This is a genomic window from Kribbella qitaiheensis (genome assembly GCF_042657745.1).
Lineage (GTDB): Bacteria > Actinomycetota > Actinomycetes > Propionibacteriales > Kribbellaceae > Kribbella > Kribbella qitaiheensis.
Genome location: NZ_JBHSKE010000041.1, coordinates 1 through 18,022, shown reverse-complemented (window position 1 = coordinate 18,022; position 18,022 = coordinate 1). Strand labels below are relative to the sequence as shown.

Sequence of the window (18,022 nt, the reverse complement as noted above, 5' to 3'; positions counted from 1 at the left end):
TCGGATCGCGACCCATCCGGTCGCCTGAGTGTGCCGAAGGATCTCCGTGAGCTTCGACATCGATCACTACGCCCAGACTTCGACCCGAATCCGCTGGGACGACCTCGACATGTCCTCGTTCGAGACCAACCCGCTGTCCGAGGACGCACTCCGGTGCCTCAGCTACATGAGTGACGTCGAGACCCACACGGTCTGCTACCTGCGCGACCTGCTCGTCACCCCCTCCCACGCCGATCCCGAGGTCACCGTCTTCCTGACCATGTGGAATCTCGAGGAGTACTGGCACGGCGAGGTGCTCGACGAGGTGCTCGAGCGCCACGGCGTCCCGACCGGACCCGAGCACACCCGCGCGGTGCGCACCCGGCTCGGCTGGAAGGACCGGCTCGCGCCCATCCGGCAGTCGCTGCTGGCCAACATCATCGGCGAGGACTTCATCGCCACCCACATGGCGTGGGGCGCGATCAACGAGTGGTGCGCGCACTCGGCGTACACCCGGCTGATCGAGGCCGAGAGCCATCCCGTCCTGACGGAGATCCTGAAGCGGATCGCCAAGCAGGAGACCCGGCATGTCGCGTTCTACAACAGCCAGGCGCGCGATCGGCTCGAGCGGAGCCGGAAGGCGCAGAAGATCGCGCGGTTCGCGTTGGGCAAGGCCTGGGGGATCGTGGGGTCGACGATCATGCCCACGCCGGAGGTGAAGCACATGCTCACGTACTTGTACGGCGGGGAGCAGGGGTTGGCCGAGGTGCGGAAGATCGACGCGAAGATCGACGCTCTGCCGGGGCAGCGAGGGCTGCATCTGGTGGAGAAGGAACTGGTGAAGTACGGGGTTCTTGCTGGTTGATTCGTACTTCGGGGGGCTGGGGTTGGTGGGGCGCTCTACGTAGCTTCCGGTCGGGGCGTCGTCGCATCCCCTGGGCTGGGTGTCGGTAGTCGCCCCTGAACGGTACCGGCAGGCCAGTTGCGACGACGACCCGACTGATCCCCGTTAAGCCCCGCTGCCTGTGAAACGAGCCGGGATCAAGAAGGTGACGGCTCAAGCACCTCGAAGTATGGATCGGGTGGCGTCCCAGCCCTCGAGGCCTGGATCCAGTCGCGCTAGGTCAACGGGTGAGCGCAATCTGTGCCAACCAGGGCCGATCGCGACCGCGTGGCGGCGGGGCTTGGCAGCCTCCAGCGAAGCCAATGATGTGTCGAAGGTGGGTGACGCGTCGGCGACCCAAGGAGCGACGGGCAGGCTGACACCGATAGCAGCCAGGCTGCCGTCTTCGGCCGGGCAGACGGCGATGTCGGCCGAGCTCAGAGCGCGGAACAGCTTGCCGATCAGTAGGCCGGGCAGGTCCGGCACGTCGTGGCTGACGGCGACCACGGCGGCTGCAGGACCTACCGCAGCCACGGCGTCCAGCGCGGAAGACACGGAGTACACCGGAGTCCCGGGCCAGGTGAGGGCCGCAAGCTCGGCTAGAGCCGCCTCGTCGCCGTCGACGACCCCAACTGCAACGTCGACACGATCCAGCGATGCCAGTACCTCGTAGGTGTCCTCTGCCAGCGCCAGCCGCCAGGCCGAGTGCTCGCGGCCAGGCGGTGCCCAAGTGCCGACGGCCGGAACCACCAGTACTACGACCCGCCGGTCCAGGTGATCATTCACCGGTCGGACACTCCCAGGGACTCGAGATACGTGAACTTCCAGCAGAGAGTAGCCCTCCCGCCCAGAGCCGACACTTGTCGGCCAAAATGACCGACAGAGGCCCTGGATCAGTCCCTGAGCGTCTGCAGCAGTCTGAGCGCGACCTGTACGTCGAGCGCGTGCTCGGGTTGCTGCCATCCGTCGCCCAGCAACGCGGTGATCCGGTCCAGCCTCTGCTGCACGGTGTTCGGGTGGATGTGCATGGCCTTGGCCGCTCTCGTCGGACTCTGGCCGGCCGCGAAGTACTCCCGGAGGGTGCCGATCAGGTCGGTACCGCGCTGGGCGTCGTAGCTGACGACAGCACCGAGCACATGGTCCACATGAGCGCGGATGTCGACCTCTGCGGCGCCGACGAGTCCCGCGACGCCCAGGTCGTCAGGAGCGGCCGACTGACCCGCACGTCCCAGCCTCAGCATCGTGGTGACCAGGCGCACAGCCTGCTGGTGAGCCTCGACTAGTGCCTGCCCCAAGCCGGCCGGGCCAGTCACTGCGATCGTCACCCGGGTCTGGCGGGCTATCTCGGCCAGTGCTCGGGCACCCGACGCCGCATCAGGCAGAGCCAGCAGCAGAACGAGATCCCCGGCGTACAGGCCTGCTAGCTCAAGCCGGTCCTCCACCGGAGCCGACAGCCGAGCCAGTACTCCGCTGTGGTCGCCGCGGCAGACGGCGACCACCAGTTGGCCAGGGAGTTCCTTCTGCCGCTTGAGCAGACGGACTCGATCAGCCAGGGCTCTGGGGTCCGAGTTCCCGCTCAGGGCGTCGGCGAGGATGTCCGCCTGTGCTCGCTGGGACTGCTCGGCTGCCTGGCGCCGGAACAGCAGCACCAACGCGGTGACCACTGCGGCACGTTCCACGATGCGCTGATCCGCGCCGGAAAGGTCGTCGGCGCCACCGATCACCAGTGCGCCCAACCGCTCACCCTTGGCCGTGGCGGCGACCACCCAGCAGTCGCTCTCGCGAACTAGCCGCCCGGATGCCGAGGACGAGCCGGCCGCCTGGCCGACCTGGCTGCGGTCGACCTTGCCGGCGGCGGCGAGCTCGTTGCCGAGAGCATCGACCAGGATGACCCAGACGTCGAGCAGCTCGGCGAGAGCCGCGGCGATCGCGTCCACATCCCCACCGGACAAGACGATCTCGGCGAACCGGTCGTGCGCCGCGGCCGCGTGCTCGACCCCGGCATGGGCCGCCGACAACTGGTCGAGCGCCGCCGCGGTCTCCGCCGCCGCGCGCACCTGCACGATCGTGACCGCGGCCAGAGCTGCCAACGATCCGAGCAGCGATACCTCCTCACGGCTGAACGGCCTGCGGGTCCGGTTGGACGCGAACAGCACCCCGACGAACGCGCCGTCCACGATCAACGGCGTACCGCAGATCGCGACCAGGCCCTCTTCGCCGACCGCACTGTCAATCGGCGAGGTGTGCCGGAACCGCCGGTCGCCGGGATAGTCCGCGGTCCAGTAGGGCTTGTGCGTCTCCGCGACCAGGCCCCCGAGACCTGCACCGAGCGGCAGGCGCAACTGCTGGAAGGCGGCCGAGACGGACCCGTCGGTGGCCCGCATGAACGTGTCACCGCGCGCCGCGTCGTACAGGGTCAGGTAGGCGACATCGGTGCCGATCAGGGTGCGGGCGCGGTGCACGATCGTGTCGAGCACACCGCCGGGATCGCGGGCCGAGGCGAGTTCACGGGCCACGTCGACCAGGGCGGACAACTCCGCCTCGCGCTTCTTGCTGGCATCCATCCCGGCCCGGATCCGCAGCGCGAGATCCCGGGCGGCCTGGTCGGACCCGGCCGCCCGGGCCAGTTCACTGCCCGGCGCGTCTTCCGCCAGCAGCCTCAGCAACTCCTCCATCGACTCCACCTCCCTTGCTCAGTCAAAGCCTTGCGTCCGAAGAACCTTGGTCTATAGCCCAAGGTTCTTCGGACGCAAGTGGAGAGGGCAGAGGTCAGAGGGTGGCGAGGTCGCGCTGGCGGGTCTCGCCGTAGCTGGTCACGGCGATTATCGAGATCACCGAGCAGGCCGCGACGTAGATCGAGATGGCGTAGCCCGAGTCGTAGGCCTTCAGCAGCGCGACCGCGATGAACGGAGCCAGGCCGCCGGCGATGATCGAGGCCAACTTGTAGCCGACCGAGACACCGGAGTACCGCACCCTGGTGCCGAACAACTCGGTGAAGAAAGATGCCTGCGGCCCGTACATCGCGCCGTGCAGGACCAGGCCGACGGTGACGGCGAGCGCGGCGAGGGCGAAGTTCTTCGTGTCCACCAGGGCGATGAAGACGAACGCCCAGATGCCGACCCCGATCGCGCCCAGCAGGTACACCGGCTTGCGGCCGACCCGGTCGGACAACGCGCCCCACATCGGGATCGCGCAGAAGTGGATGGCCGCACCGATCAGTACCGCGTTCAGCGCGAACGACTTGTCCAGCTTGAGGTGTTCCTTGGCATAGGTGGCGATCACGATGGTGAAGATGTAGTAGCTGACGTTCTCCGCCATCCGCGCGCCCATTGCCGTCAGCACCTCACGCGGGTACTTCGTGATCACCTCGACGAACGGCAGCTTGTCGGTCGGCTCCTGCTTGTCCCGGGCCTGCCGGAACAGCGGCGACTCCTCGATCCGCAGCCGCACCCAGAGCCCGACCAGCACCAAAACCGCCGACAGCAGGAACGGGATACGCCAGCCCCAGCTGTTGAAGTCCTCGTCGCTCTGGAAGGCGGCCAGCCCGGCCAGGACGCCGTTCGCGATCAGCTGGCCCGCCGGAGCACCCGCCTGGGGCCAGGACGACCAGAACCCCCGCCGGGCCGGATCACCATGCTCCGACACGATCAGTACTGCGCCACCCCACTCGCCGCCGAGCGCGAAGCCCTGGATGAGCCGCAACACCGTCAGCAGGACCGGAGCGAGCGCACCGACCTGCGCGTACGTCGGGAGCAACCCGATGGCGAAGGTGGCCAGGCCCATCATCAGCAGGGACAGCACCAGCAGGTTCTTGCGGCCCAGCCGGTCCCCGAAGTGGCCGAAGACCACCCCGCCGATCGGCCGGGCGAAGAACCCGACCGCGAACGTGGCGAAGCTGAGCAGGGTGCCGGTGAGCTCCTCCCCCTTCGGGAAGAAGAGTTCCCCGAACACGACGGACGCGGCGACGCCGTACAGGAAGAAGTCGTACCACTCGACGGTGGTGCCGATCAGGCTGGCCCCGACCACCCTCGCGATCGGAGTCCTGGTCCTGGTCGGCTCTGTTGATGTTGCCATGGGCGGGCTCCTTCTAGGGGACTTAGTGGGCGGTCCAGCCGCCATCGAGGACGAGTGAGCTCCCCGTGAGCGAGGCCGAGGCGGGGCCGCAGAGCAGCGCGACCAGTTCGGCCACCTCGGCCGGCTCGATCAGCCGCTTCACCGCGACTGGCTCGAGCAGCACTTTCCCCAGCACCTCCGCCTCGGTTAGGCCGTGGGTGGCCGCCTGGTCGGCGAGCTGGGCGGTGACGAGCGGGGTCCGGACGTACGCCGGGTTCACGCAGTTGCTGGTGACTCCGTGCGCCGCACCCTCGAGTGCGACCACCTTGCTGAGCCCTTCCAGCCCGTGCTTGGCCGCGACGTACGCCGCCTTGAACGGGCTGGCCCGGAGGCCGTGCACCGAGGAGATATTGACCACCCGGCCCCAGCCGCGGCCGTACATGTGCGGCAGAGTATGCCGGATCAACCGGAACGGCGACTCCAGCATCAGCCGGAGGATGTAGCCGAACCGCTCCGGCGGGAACTGCTCGATCGGCGCCACCTGCTGCACGCCGGCGTTGTTCACCAGGATGTCGACGTCGGACGGCAGAGCGGTGAGCCCGTCCAGGTCGGCGAGGTCGGCGACGACCGGTTCGACGTTCTCCAGGCCGGCCAGCACTCGCAGCCCGTCGGCATCGTAGTCGACCGCGACCACGTGGACGCCGTCGGTGGCGAGCCGCCGGGTGCAGGCCTCGCCGATCCCCGATGCGGCGCCAGTGACGAGGGCGCGACGTGGTGTGGTCATGGCGGAGACCTTAGAAACGTCGAACCGCACAAACCATGGGCTGGCGGCACATACTCGTGCCACCAGCCCTGTGGTCTCCGCTCATGTCAGCGCACCAGCGCCACCTTCGACCAGTCGAGGTCCGAAGCCAGGTAGAACCCGGTGTACGAAGGCTGGTTGTACGCCGTGTTCTGCCGGGCCACCTCCTCGCGGTACTGCACATCGTGCATCAGCGATCCCTGGATGCGTGTACGGACGGGTAAACGCTTTCCACGCACGCTAGAGTGGGCGGCCGCGCGGTGTCGAGAGATCTGTCCGCAACTGGCCGCCCGTCGCCTTCATCGAACTGACCGCCGGCCATCTCCACCTGACTGACCCGGCCCACCTTCACCGGAACTGACACAGAGGTGACGCCTATCAAACCTGCCTGTGCTGATAGCAAGATTTACAGTTGAATCATGGTCGACATCGAACAGCCGAAGAAGAAGGCCGCCGGCGTCCCCGCCGTGCTCTCGTCGTTCAAGTTCGGTTTCCGCGAGATGGGACCGGCCCGGACCGGCAAGGTCTTCCTCAAGATGAACCAGGACGGCGGCTTCGACTGCCCGTCCTGCGCCTGGCCCGATCCCGACAGCAAACGCAAGCACGCCGCGGAGTTCTGCGAGAACGGCGCCAAGGCCGTCGCCTGGGAGGCCACCCGCAAGCGCGTCCCGCGGGAGTTCTTCGCCGGCCACTCGATCGACGAGCTGAACGAGGTCTCCGAGTTCGAGCTCGGCAAGCTCGGCCGGATCACCGAGCCGATGCTGCTCCGGGCCGGCAGCGACCGCTACGAGCCGGTCGGCTGGGAAGAGGCGTTCCAGGTCGTCGCCCGTCATCTGAAGGCCCTCGTCGACCCGAACGACGCGGTGTTCTACACCTCCGGCCGGACCAGCAACGAGGCCGCCTTCCTCTACCAGCTCTTCGTCCGCGCCTACGGCACGAACAACCTGCCCGACTGCTCGAACATGTGCCACGAGTCCTCCGGTACTGCGTTGTCGCGGGTGATCGGCAGCGGCAAGGGCGCGGTGACGCTGGAGATGCTCGAGGAGGCCGAGCTGATCGTCGTGGTCGGCCAGAACCCGGGCACCAACGCGCCCCGGATGCTCAGCCACCTGGAGATCGCGAAGAAGCACGGCGCGGACATCGTCTCCGTGAACCCGCTGCCCGAGCCCGGCCTGATGAACTTCAAGAACCCGCAGCGCCCGTCCGGCTGGGTCGGCAAGGGCACCGCGCTGGCCGACCAGCACCTGCAGATCCGGATCGGCGGCGACCAGGCGCTCTTCCTTGCCGTCGGCCACTTGTTGCTGGAGGCCGAGGCGGCCGCGCCGGGCACAGTGCTGGACAAGAGGTTCATCGAGCAGCACACCAGCGGGTACGAGCTTTACTCCAAGCACAACGCCGAGCTGGACTGGCCGGCCGTCGAGCAGGCGACCGGGCTGACCCGCGCCGAGATCGAGGAGTTCACCCAGCGGTTCATCAAGTCGAAAGCGACGGTGATCTGCTGGGCGATGGGGCTGACGCAACACCGCGAGGCCGTTGCCACCATCACCGAGATCGTAAACGTCCTGCTGCTGCAGGGAAACATCGGCAAGCCCGGCGCCGGACCGTGCCCGGTGCGCGGCCACTCGAACGTGCAGGGCGACCGCAGCATGGGGATCTGGGAGAAGATGCCGGACGCGTTCCTGGACAAGCTGGACGCCGAGTTCTCCTTCACCTCACCTCGCGAACACGGCATCGACGCGGCCGAGACGGTGCAGCGGTTGCAACGGGGTGGGGTCCGGGTGTTCTTCGCAATGGGTGGCAACTTCGCGATGGCGACACCGGACACCGCCGTTGTGCACAAGGGTTTGCGGGAGTGCGATCTGACCGTGCACGTCTCGACCAAGCTGAACCGCTCCCACACGGTGACCGGGCGGGAGGCGCTGATCCTGCCGACCCTGGGTCGCACGGACCATGACCAGACCGCCAACGGCCCGCAGTCGGTGACGGTCGAGGACTCCCAGGGCGCTGTGCACCTGTCGACCGGGAACCTGATGCCGCCGGCACCGGAGATCAAGTCGGAGATCGGCATCATCTGCGGCCTGGCGGCGCTGGTGGTCCCTGAGATTGGCCAGATCCCCTGGGCCGACTTCGCCGACGACTACAGCTTGATCCGGCATCGGATCGGGCGGGTCGCGGACGGGTACGAGGACATGGAGAACCGCCTGCGGGTCAAGGGCGGCTTCCTGCTCGCGCACGCCGCGCGGGACAAGCGCGAGTTCAAGACCTCCGACGCGAAGGCGCAGTTCAGCGCGAACGAACTGTCCTGGCTGCCGACGTCCGCCGGCCGGCTGCTCCTGCAGACGATGCGGAGTCACGACCAGTTCAACACCACGATCTACGGGCTCGAGGACCGGTACCGCGGCGTGCACGGCACCCGCGAGGTGGTCTTCGTCAACCCGGACGACCTGGTCGAGCTCGGCCTGGAGGACGGGCAGTACGTCGACATCGTCAGCGAGTTCGCCGGGGTGGAGCGGCGGGCCTCGAGGTTCCGGCTCGTCTCCTATCCGACGGCGCGGGGCTGCGTCGCGGCGTACTACCCGGAGACCAACGTCCTGATGGCTGCCGACGACGTCGCCAAGGGCAGCAACACCCCGGTGGCCAAGGGGTTGACGGTCCGCCTGGAGCCCATCAGCTGACGTCCTTGGGTCGGCTTCTGCTGAGCTGGCGGCGGATGGTGGGCTGGAGAACAGCCAGTACTACGGCCGCCAGCGCGCTCGTTGTCCACAGACCTGCCGGGCCGGTGGTGTCCAGGAGTTGGGTGACCGTCATCGGACCCACGGTGGTTGCGATGCCCCAACTGATTCCGAAGACGGCCAGATAGCGGCCACGCGCGTGGTCCGGGGCGATCGCCGAGACGATCGTGTAGTAGCGGCCGAGGAGCAGCAGGTCGCCGAGGCTCCAGATGACTGTGGCTGCGAGGAATACGGGCAGGCTGTGGGCCTGGCCGTTGGCGAACAGGCCGATCGCGAGCAGGACGTAGCCGATGGTCATACAGGTGAAGTCGTTGAGTCCGCGAAGTCTGTTCGTGTGCAGGAGTCTTTGGCCGGCGATGAGGGTCAGGGCCGAGACGGTCAGAAGGATGCCGATGCTCGATGTCGGCAGATTGCGCTCGATGAGGGTGAGGGGCAAGCCGAGGATGAGTTGCATGTAGAGGGCAGCGAAGACTGTTCCGCTGAGCAGGAGGATGAGTAGTCGCCGGTCGCGCCAGGCTGCCGTTTGCGTTGTCGGTACTTCGTTGCCGGAGGCCCTTGTGTCACTGGGTAGGGCGAAGGCGATGAGGGTTGCGCAGGCCAGACAGGTGATGGCGTCGATGGCGAAGAGCCAGCGCAGGTTCCAGTGGCTGAGTGCCGCGGCCAGGAGACCGGCGACCACCGCGGCGGCGGCCATCGCCGAGCCGAGCAAGCCGTAGGCGGCTGGGCGATCGGCGGGCTGGGTGACGTCGGCGATCGTCGCCTGGCTGGGTGGCTCGTAGATCTCGAAGACCAGACCTAGCAGGGTGACGGCGAGGACTGCCGACCACAGGCTGTTCGAGAGCGCGATCCAGGTCTGGGCGAGGGCGCAGCCGGTCAGACCGAGGACGATCGTGCTTCTGCGTCCCAGCCGGTCGGCGAGGTGGCCGCCGAAGATCCGGGACGGGATCGTGGCGAGGCCGAAGAGACTGAGGATCAGGCCGGTCTCGGCCAGGGTGGCACCGAGTTCGACGGTCAGGACCACGCCGAGGAAGGGCAGGGTGAAGGCGCCGAGCCGGTTCACGGCACGGGCTGCCACCAGGATCCAGACCGCCGGCGGGAGGCCCTGCCAGGGAGAGGTCCGGGATTCCGGCGCGATCGTCATGCGTCTCCCCTTCGCTCGCCGTGACTATCGAAAGCGGTATGGTCGGTCACGATGGCCGACACTACGGAGAGATGGAGTGACTAGTCAAGTGACGTTTGATAGTCATGTCCTCAGCGTGCTGACGACGTCGGTGGCGCTGGTGAACCGGCTGACGGGCGGCTACTTCGGGGGTGCTCCGCTGGAGGCGCCTCGAGGTGCATCGCAGGTCGAGGCGACCGCTGAGGCGCTGAGTGCTGACGGTCGGCAGCGGCCAGTGGTGCAACCGTCTGACGCCGAACACCTGGCTGAGGTGGCGGCGCGGATGAGGGTCGTGTTCGAGGCTTCGCATGCCGGGGAGATCGACCGGGCCGCGACCGAGGTCAACGCGATGCTGCTCGACACGCACGCACGCCCGCAATTGGACGGCGGCGGCGACAAGGGTTGGAGTCTGCACTTCCATGCGGCCGACGACACCCTGGCTCACGGGTGGGCGGCCGGCTGCGCAGCCGGTCTTGCTCTCGCGCTCGGCAGCGACCTGGCCGGCCGCCTCGGAGTCTGCGCCGCTCCCCAGTGCGACCGCGTCTTCGTAGACACCTCCCGCAACACCAAACGCCGCTTCTGCTCCCCCCAATGCCAAAGCCGAGTCAAAGCCGCCGCCCACCGAGCCCGCCAACACCCAACCCCCTGACCAACTAGCAGCGCCCCGCCCAGGGATTCCCCGGGCGGGGCGCTTCGTCGTACTAGATCAGCCGACGGGGGTGAGCTCGCGCTCGTCCTCAGGGGCTGCGGTGGGAGCGGCGTGCTTCGGGGTCTTGCCGCGGAGCCACTTCGGGGCCCACCAGTTGGCGTCGCCGAGCAGGGTCATGACGCTGGGGAGGACGACTGCCCGGATGATGGTGGCGTCGATCAGGATCGCCACCGCGAGGCCGACACCCAACTGCTTCATGTCCAGCGTGCTCAGGGTGGCGAACACCGCGAACACCCCGATCATCACGGCGGCCGCGCTCGTCACTACACCGGCCGAACCAGTGATGCCCTCGGCCACAGCCTGCTTGGTCGGCACCCCGCGCAGTACGGCCTCGCGGATCCGGCTGACCACGAACACGTGGTAGTCCATCGACAGCCCGAACAGCACCACGAAGAGGAACAGTGGCAACCAGGAGACGACCGCCCCGTTCGAACGGAAGTCGAGCAGCCCCTCGGCCCAGGTGTTCTGGAACACCGCCGTCACCACTCCGTACGCCGCGCCGGCGCTGAGCAGGTTCAGCCCGATCGCGGTGACCGCGACGACCACGGACCGGAAGGTCACCATCATCACGATCATCGTCAGCAGCAGCACGAACCCGATCACCAGCGGCAACTTCGCCCGGGTGTGGGCGGCGTAGTCCACATCGGCCGCGACGAACCCGCCGACGGCGTACTCCACGCCTGGCACCTTGCCGACCGTCTCCGGCATCAGTTCGTTGCGCAGCTTGGTCAGGGAGTCGCGGGCCTGCTGGCTGCCACCCTCGTACGGCGTGGCGACCTCGAGCACGGTCACTGTGCCGTCCTTGGAGACCTTCGGCGCCTCCAGACCGTCCTGCGCGAACAGGCTGTCGGACTGCGTCCGCTTGACCAGGTCCGCCAGCGCGGCCTGAACTGCGGCCTGCTGATCAGCCGGAGCCCGTACTGCGACCTCGTGGCTGGTGCCGGTGCTCGGGAAGGCCGCCGTCAGCCGGTCGTACGCCTTCATCACAGCGGTGTCGCGCGGCAGGTCCTCGGTCCCGGGGAACTTCAGCGTCATGCCGAGTGCGGGCGATGCCACCGCGAGCAGTGCGGTCACGGAGACCAGCAGCGTGGCGACCGGGTGCTTCAGCGCGGGCTTCAGCATGGCCGGCCAGAAGCGCGGCTTCGACTTGTTCGCGGTCAGCCGCCACAGCAGCGGGATCCGCGGGCGGTCCACCCACCGGCCGAGCTTTGCCAGCAGCGCCGGCAGTACGGTCAGCGAGCCCACGACGGCCACCGCGACGACCAGGATCGAGCCGACCGCGAAGGACGAGAACACCGCGTCCCGGGCCAGGAACAGCCCTGCCATCGAGATGATCACCGCGATACCGGAGACCACGACCGCATGGCCTGAAGTAGCCGCGGCGATCTCGACCGCGTCGACGTGACCGCGGCCCTTGGCTCGTTCCTCACGTTCACGGCGGAGGTAGAAGAGTGAGTAGTCGACGCCGACCGCCATGCCGATCAGCAGGATCACGCTGTTCACCGCGTCGACTGCGGGCACCAGTTGTGAAGCCGCGGCGGAGAGCCCGATCGCGGCGGCGACGGCCGACAGCGCGAGCACCAGCGGCACCGCCGCGGCGATCAGAGCGCCGAAGGCGATCAAGAGGATCGCCAGGGTCACCGGCAGGCTGAACATCTCGGCCCGCTGGAAGTCCTTGCCCAGGGTCTCGTTCAGCGCCTTCTCGATCGACTGCTCCCCGACCTCCTCGATCCGCAGGCCCGGGTAGTCCTGCTGGACCTTCGCGGTCGTGTCGAGCAGCGGCTGGATCCGCTCGCGGCCGCCGTCCTTCAACGTGACCCTGACGATCAGTGCGTCCTTCTTCGGCGACAGGATGGGCTGGGCGACCTCCGCGACCCCACCGAGGGCGCGCATCCGCTCAGTCACCACACCGGCGACCTTGTTGGCCTCTGCCTGGTCGAGGGCCCCCGAGTGCGGCGTGATCAGCACGCTCTCGACGTCCGGGTCCTCAAAGTTTCCGGACTTCACGATGTTGTCGGCCCGGGTCACCTCGCCGATGTCACCCTCGTTGGTGGACTCCTTCGTTCCCGTCATCGAACCGAGCGCGAAGCATGCGACGACGACCGCCACCCACATCGCGATCGCCCGCCACGGATGGGTGGCGCTCCAACGTGCCATCCGAACCGTGAGTTGTCCCCTGGCCATGACTCCTACCCCTCTGCGCCGCCTCTGGCGCACCCTCCCAGCCGGCCCGACGCCGTTCGCTGGCTACGGGTAACAGCCTTCGCGAAGTCCCCCGTCCGCCACCATGCAGGAAGCCACCGAGTTCACCCTGGTGCCAGCCCCACCCCACCCTGGGGATTGCCACAGGTTCCCCCTGCGGTCTCCCACACCCCGCGCATTTCCCGTACTCCGTACGACGTACTGAGCGTGGTCGTCCGTGTTCGCTGAGATGGGGCGAGTGCAGCAGCTCTCCTCGCGCCCGGCTCAGTGGCCGCCGAGTCGATCCTGAGATCCGGCTGAGGGTGACTCCGGGAAACTCTCAGGGTGAGCGACTCAGAAGTCTTCGAGGTCGAGGGAGGCGGCGGCGGAGACGCCCTCCAGATAGCCCTCGGCGCGCTCGGACCTGGGGTAGCGGTGGACCAGTTTCCAGAACGCTGCGTTGTGGGACGGTTCCACCAGGTGAGCGAGTTCGTGGACCAGGACGTAGTCCACCACCCAGGCCGGCATCGACTGCAGGCGGGTGCTCAGGCGGATCGAGCGGTCCGCCGGAGTGCAGGATCCCCACCGTCGATTCTGGTTCGAAACCCACCTGACCGACGCAGGTTCGGGCACTTCAGGCAGGTGACGACACGCGAGATCATGTGCTCTGGCCAACAATTTTTCGTCCGACACGCGGGATTTGCTGCGCTGCTTCTCGAGCCGCTGGAGCATGGTTTCGACCCACCGCGCTTCCTCGGCGGCGGACAGCCGGTCCGGCATCAGCACGACGACGCGCTCGCCGTCGCGGTAGGCGCTGACGGTCCGCTTGCGCCGCTTGCTGCGGCGGATATCCACGTACGACGGGATCGGGCGCGGTGGAGAGTCGGCCATGGGTCAGACCGTACCCCCGAAATCCACCAACTTTCTTCTGTCCACATCCTGTGCATAGGCGTTTTCCCAGGTCAGAGGCCAGTTCTTGCGGTCGTGCTCACGGGTTGTTCACATCCTGTTCCCCCGCTCGTCCACAGCGTCGCCCGGCGCGCCCCACAGCTTGCACACAGGTTTATCCACAGGGGTGGACAACCCGGCCTTGTCAGCGGGCCGGGCTGCTCCTAGCGTCGTCAGCAGCAGGCTCTCGGACCGCCTCCGGGGCCGTTCGGAGGGGAAGCCGAGCGGTTCCGGAGGCGGATCACCGGGAGCCTGTTCCGCGCCGCCGGGAAGTCTGGAAAGGGGTTTCCAGGCGGCGCGCTGGCCAGGAGTTGCGCTTGAGCGGCTCCCAGCCTGCCGTAGGGTGAATCCCGACTGGGCCGAACGGCCTACGGCAGGAAGGTCTGCCGTTAGCATCCACGACGGCCGGGGTTATATGCCTCGGCTGGTATTCAAAGCAAGGAGAGGGCCCTCATGGCAGAGACCTGGAGCGGCGAGTTCTACTGCGTCAAGTGCAAGGCCAAGCGCACCGCCGACGGCGAGGTCAAGGTCAACGACAAGGGCACGCGCATGGCCAAGGCCAAGTGCCCCGAGTGCGGTACGAACCTGAACCGGATCCTCGGCAAGGCCTGACGCACCAAGTCGTAGGGGCGGCGGTGCGACCCACCCGGGTCCACCGCCGCCCCTCCGCCGTTTCGTAACGCGACGCGCGGGTGCCCCGGCGAGGCTCCGGCTTGGGTGACCCGACAGAATGGGAAACGTGTCCGACCTCCCCCGCAAGGCGCTCAGCCGCACCGCGAAGCTGGCGAGCCTGCCACTAGGTGCCGCCGGGCGTGCGACCGTCGGACTGGGCAAGCGGATCGGCGGTGCTCCGGCCGAGACCGTGATGGCCGAGTTCCAGCGCCGGACCGCCGACCAGCTCTTCTCCGTCCTGGGTGAGCTCAAGGGCGGCGCGATGAAGTTCGGCCAGATGCTGAGCCTGATGGAATCGGCGATGCCCGAGGAGCTCGCAGCGCCGTACCGGGCGGCGCTGACCAAGCTGCAGGACTCCGCGCCGCCGATGCCGGCCTCGACCGTGGACACGATCCTGTCGCGGGAGCTCGGCAAGCGCTGGCGGGACCGGTTCGAGGAGTTCGACGACCTGCCCGCCGCGGCCGCGTCGATCGGCCAGGTGCATCACGGCATCCTGAAGGACGGCCGCGAGGTCGCGGTGAAACTCCAGTACCCCGGCGCCGCCGAGGCGTTGCGGGCCGACCTCAAGCAGCTCGGGCGCTTCGCCCGGACCTTCGGGGCGCTCGTTCCCGGCGTGGAGATGAAGCCGCTGGTCGCGGAGCTGCAGGAGCGGATCGGCGAGGAGCTCGACTACGACCGCGAGGCGCAGGCGCAGCAGCAGTACGCCGACGCCTTCAAGGGCCACCCCGAGTTCGTCGTCCCCCGGGTGATCAAGCACTCCCCGACGGTCATCGTGTCCGAGTGGATCGAGGGCAAGCCGCTGTCCGGCGTGATGACCAGCGGCACCAAGACCGAGCGGGACGAGATCGGGCTGAAGTACGTCCGGTTCATGTTCAGCGGACCCAAGCTCGCCGGGCTGCTGCACTCCGACCCGCATCCCGGCAACTTCCGGGTGATGCCGGACGGCCGCCTCGGCGTGGTCGACTTCGGCCTCTGCGCCCGGCTGCCCGACGGCCTGCCGCCCGCGATCGGCCGGCTGCTGAGGATCTCGCTCACCGGCGACGGGGTGGCGGTGCGCGACGGTCTCCGCGCCGAGGGCTTCATCAAGCCGCGGATGGACATCGACCCGGACCAGTTGATCGACTACCTGGCGCCGTTCGCGGAGCCCGCGCGGGCGGAGACGTTCCAGTTCAGCCGGGCCTGGATGCGCGAGCAGGCGAACCGCACCGGCGACTTCCGGTCCCCGAACGCGTCGCTGGCGCTCAAGATCAACCTGCCGCCGTCGTACCTGCTGATCCACCGCGTCTGGATCGGCGGTATCGCCGTGCTCTCGCAACTGGAGGCCGAGGCCCCTTTTCGGGCAACCCTGGAGGAGTTCCTCCCCGGCTTCGCCGAGGAGGACTGACCTCAGCCGGGGCTCACCACCGTCGGCGGTTCACCACCAGGCGCTGTCGAGTTTGCTCTCGATGCTGCGGACGTTCTCGCGCGCACAGCGGTCGCAGTACACGAGCCGCCGGCCGTTCTCCATCGACGTCACCCAGGTGAGCGGCAGGTGCTCGCTCTCGGCTTGCTGGCCGCACAGTGCACAGGTCGGATTCACCATGGCACCAGTCTGCTGCACCTGGCACCGCTGCCACCTCCGGGGGGGTCGCCTACTGCCCGGCGGCGTTCACCTCGGCATCCTTCGCGTCCGCAGCCTCCGGTTGACCGCCGAGAACCGGCAGGGGCCGCAGTACAACGGCCAGCAGGACGGCCATGCCGGTGATCACCACAGCGGCGATGGCGGCCGCCACGTGCAGCCCACTCGTGAACGCATCCCGCGCCTGATCCAGTACTGCGGACGGCAGGCCACCGGCAACCGCAGCAGCCAGCGAGTCCCCGGCCTCCACCGGTGCACCGTGGCGGTAGACCGCGGTCACGACGCTGCCGAGTAGTGCGATGCCCAGGGAGTAGCCGAACTCGTTGCCGGTCTGAGCAAGGGCGGCTGCCGAGCCGGCCTTCTCCGGCGGCGCAGACCCGATCACCAGGTTGGTCCCCAGTACTACGAGCGGCGCGACCCCCAGGCACTCCACCGCAAAGGCGATCGCGAAGGTTGTCGCGTTGTCGGCCATCGCCGTCACCACCAGCCCGGCCACGGTGAACAGCAGCGCGCCGGAGATCAGCCGACCCGGGCGGATCCACCGAGCCAGCAGCGGCGCCACCTGGAAGCTGATGGTCGACGTGACCATGCCGGGCACGAGTGCGAGGCCGGCCTCCAGCGGCGACAACCCCTCGACCAACTGGAAGTACTGCGCGATGAACACCATCACCCCGCCGGAGAGCAGGGAGTACGTCATCATGCTGCCGAGCGTCACGGTGAAGGTCCGCTTGCGGAACAGCGACAGGTCCAGCAGCGGATCGGCGAGAGCCCGCTGCCGCCTCAGGAAGAACCAGCCGACCACGAGCCCGAAGACGACCAGGCACGCCGGCACTGCGGACCACCCGGAGGCGGCGAACTGCTTCAGCCCCTGGATCACCGGCAGGATCGCCGCCAGCGACAGCGCGATGCTCGGCAGGTCGATCCGCCCGGCCGCGGGGTCGCGGTACTCGGGGAGCAGGATCGGTCCCGCGACCAGCAACAGCACCATCGCCGGGACGCCGATCAGGAACACCGAACCCCACCAGAAGTGGACCAGCAGGACGCCGCCGACGACGGGGCCGATCACGGCACCGACGGTGAAGCAGCCGCCCCAGATCCCGATCGCCGAGGCTTGCTGGCGTGGGTCGCGGAAGAGGTTCATCACCAGGGAGAGGGTGCACGGAGTGATCGCGGCGCCGGCGATGCCCAGGAGCGCGCGGGAGCCGATCAGCATGCCCGGGGTGGTCGAGTAGGCGGCCAGGACCGAGGCCGCGCCGAACACCACGGCCGCGATGAGCAATAGGCGACGCCGCCCGATCCGGTCCCCGAGCGACCCCATGGTGATCATGAAGCCGGCCACCATGAACCCGTAGACGTCCATGATCCACAACTGCTGACTGCTGCTCGCCCCGAGTCCGGCAGCCACCGGTGGAAGTGCCAGCAGCATCACAAAGGTGTCCAGCGACACCAGCAGCGTCGGCAACGCCAGTACTGCGAGCCCGATCCACTCCCGGCGTCCCGCCTTCGGCCCGACGTTCATACTCTCGTTCCTTCCATCAATCTGCCTTGCCTGATACCCGTGCGTCGTACGGGCCAGCGGTAGATCGACAGGCGGTATGGGACCTGGCGCGCCCGAAGCGGGACCTCGGACGCCAAGCCGGGACCTCGGACACGCAACGGCATGTCCCTGGCCCCCACAAGGTGTCCTAGGTCCCCGCAACGCGACGTCCACCGGCTCCTCGGGCCCCAGAACCTTGTCCCCGGTCCCCCACGCCCGCGCGCCATCCGCTCCGGGCCCGCCGATCGGCCACCCGATGACGGGTTATTCGGCCGCTGCCGCCTTGTACAAGCTGCCATCCGGCGAACAACCCGCCAGCGCCCCCACCGTTTCGGGGCGATCGGCCACCCGATGACGGGTTATTCGGCCGCTGGCGGCGTGCAAGGCGCCAGCCGGCGAACAGCCTGCCAGCCCGAGCCCGAGCGCCCCCGGGCTCGGCGCGATCAGCACTCACCCGGGCGAAAACCCCCCGGGCACCGCCTGCGTACCGAAGGACAGGTAGTCGTCGCCGAACGGACCACCCCGCCGGACCGCGCACGCCTGGGGCCTCGGGGATCGGCGCGGTACTGCCTGTCGCTCGGTACACCCCACCCCCGAAAACACCACCCCGACCCGGCTCAGACCCCTCCGCGGGATCCGCGTAGCTGCGTCCTTCCCTGGTCGAGATGGGGTGGGTCAAGAGTCGGAACTTGTTCCGATCCCGCAGGGACGCGAAGCGCTCACTGGTGCAGCATGGCTGGTGTCGGTGG

General features: G+C 68.2%; 15 protein-coding genes. 5 read left to right on the top strand and 10 right to left on the bottom strand.

What is annotated here, in order from left to right; genetic code table 11:
- Positions 1 to 46 precede the first annotated feature (46 nt).
- Positions 47 to 844 (top strand): ferritin-like domain-containing protein, encoded by a 798-nt coding sequence (locus tag ACFPJ1_RS25740; RefSeq protein WP_380107709.1) that lies wholly within the window; start codon positions 47 to 49, stop codon positions 842 to 844.
- Between the two features lie 192 nt (positions 845 to 1,036).
- Here ACFPJ1_RS25740 and ACFPJ1_RS25735 read toward each other — a convergent pair whose 3' ends face one another.
- The 5 genes from ACFPJ1_RS25735 to ACFPJ1_RS25715 form a co-directional block, all read right to left on the bottom strand.
- Positions 1,037 to 1,648 carry a hypothetical protein gene (locus ACFPJ1_RS25735; RefSeq protein WP_380107707.1) on the bottom strand — a complete coding sequence of 204 codons (612 nt, stop codon included), beginning with the start codon at positions 1,646 to 1,648 and terminating at the stop codon, positions 1,037 to 1,039.
- A 107-nt stretch (positions 1,649 to 1,755) separates the two neighbouring features.
- Complete coding sequence (locus ACFPJ1_RS25730) at positions 1,756 to 3,537, bottom strand: helix-turn-helix domain-containing protein (RefSeq protein WP_380107705.1); 1,782 nt, start codon at positions 3,535 to 3,537, stop codon at positions 1,756 to 1,758.
- A 94-nt stretch (positions 3,538 to 3,631) separates the two neighbouring features.
- Positions 3,632 to 4,936 (bottom strand): MFS transporter, encoded by a 1,305-nt coding sequence (locus tag ACFPJ1_RS25725; RefSeq protein ID WP_380107703.1) that lies wholly within the window; start codon positions 4,934 to 4,936, stop codon positions 3,632 to 3,634.
- Between the two features lie 22 nt (positions 4,937 to 4,958).
- On the bottom strand, positions 4,959 to 5,699 hold the full coding sequence (locus tag ACFPJ1_RS25720; protein WP_380107701.1) for an SDR family NAD(P)-dependent oxidoreductase: 741 nt from the start codon (positions 5,697 to 5,699) through the stop codon (positions 4,959 to 4,961).
- Between the two features lie 86 nt (positions 5,700 to 5,785).
- Positions 5,786 to 5,956, bottom strand: a complete 171-nt coding sequence (locus tag ACFPJ1_RS25715; RefSeq protein WP_380107699.1) for a rhamnogalacturonan lyase family protein — start codon at positions 5,954 to 5,956, stop codon at positions 5,786 to 5,788.
- Positions 5,957 to 6,136: 180 nt separating this feature from the next.
- Here ACFPJ1_RS25715 and ACFPJ1_RS25710 point away from each other — a divergent pair, with 180 nt between their 5' ends.
- Positions 6,137 to 8,392 carry an FdhF/YdeP family oxidoreductase gene (locus ACFPJ1_RS25710; RefSeq protein WP_380107698.1) on the top strand — a complete coding sequence of 752 codons (2,256 nt, stop codon included), beginning with the start codon at positions 6,137 to 6,139 and terminating at the stop codon, positions 8,390 to 8,392.
- On the opposite strand, the gene ACFPJ1_RS25705 is transcribed toward ACFPJ1_RS25710, so the two are convergent.
- Positions 8,385 to 9,590 carry an MFS transporter gene (locus ACFPJ1_RS25705; RefSeq protein ID WP_380107697.1) on the bottom strand — a complete coding sequence of 402 codons (1,206 nt, stop codon included), beginning with the start codon at positions 9,588 to 9,590 and terminating at the stop codon, positions 8,385 to 8,387. The genes ACFPJ1_RS25710 and ACFPJ1_RS25705 overlap by 8 nt on opposite strands.
- A gap of 88 nt (positions 9,591 to 9,678) precedes the next feature.
- Between ACFPJ1_RS25705 and ACFPJ1_RS25700 the strand changes: the two genes are divergently transcribed.
- On the top strand, positions 9,679 to 10,257 hold the full coding sequence (locus tag ACFPJ1_RS25700; RefSeq protein ID WP_380107696.1) for a CGNR zinc finger domain-containing protein: 579 nt from the start codon (positions 9,679 to 9,681) through the stop codon (positions 10,255 to 10,257).
- Positions 10,258 to 10,314: 57 nt separating this feature from the next.
- Here the strand turns inward: ACFPJ1_RS25700 and ACFPJ1_RS25695 are convergent, their stop codons facing one another.
- Positions 10,315 to 12,474, bottom strand: coding sequence for an MMPL family transporter (locus tag ACFPJ1_RS25695; RefSeq protein ID WP_380107694.1), 2,160 nt, complete (start codon positions 12,472 to 12,474; stop codon positions 10,315 to 10,317).
- A gap of 378 nt (positions 12,475 to 12,852) precedes the next feature.
- Entirely contained in the window at positions 12,853 to 13,389 is a 537-nt protein-coding gene (locus ACFPJ1_RS25690; RefSeq protein ID WP_132193327.1) for a M48 family metallopeptidase, read from the bottom strand.
- A gap of 510 nt (positions 13,390 to 13,899) precedes the next feature.
- Between ACFPJ1_RS25690 and ACFPJ1_RS25685 the strand changes: the two genes are divergently transcribed.
- Positions 13,900 to 14,058, top strand: a complete 159-nt coding sequence (locus ACFPJ1_RS25685; protein WP_012922897.1) for a DUF5679 domain-containing protein — start codon at positions 13,900 to 13,902, stop codon at positions 14,056 to 14,058.
- A gap of 118 nt (positions 14,059 to 14,176) precedes the next feature.
- Positions 14,177 to 15,502 (top strand): ABC1 kinase family protein, encoded by a 1,326-nt coding sequence (locus tag ACFPJ1_RS25680; protein ID WP_380107693.1) that lies wholly within the window; start codon positions 14,177 to 14,179, stop codon positions 15,500 to 15,502.
- A 30-nt stretch (positions 15,503 to 15,532) separates the two neighbouring features.
- On the opposite strand, the gene ACFPJ1_RS25675 is transcribed toward ACFPJ1_RS25680, so the two are convergent.
- Together ACFPJ1_RS25675 and ACFPJ1_RS25670 are read right to left on the bottom strand one after the other, a co-directional pair.
- Positions 15,533 to 15,700 (bottom strand): hypothetical protein, encoded by a 168-nt coding sequence (locus ACFPJ1_RS25675; RefSeq protein ID WP_380107691.1) that lies wholly within the window; start codon positions 15,698 to 15,700, stop codon positions 15,533 to 15,535.
- Between the two features lie 49 nt (positions 15,701 to 15,749).
- On the bottom strand, positions 15,750 to 17,255 hold the full coding sequence (locus ACFPJ1_RS25670) for an MFS transporter (protein ID WP_380107690.1): 1,506 nt from the start codon (positions 17,253 to 17,255) through the stop codon (positions 15,750 to 15,752).
- Positions 17,256 to 18,022: the final 767 nt, after the last annotated feature.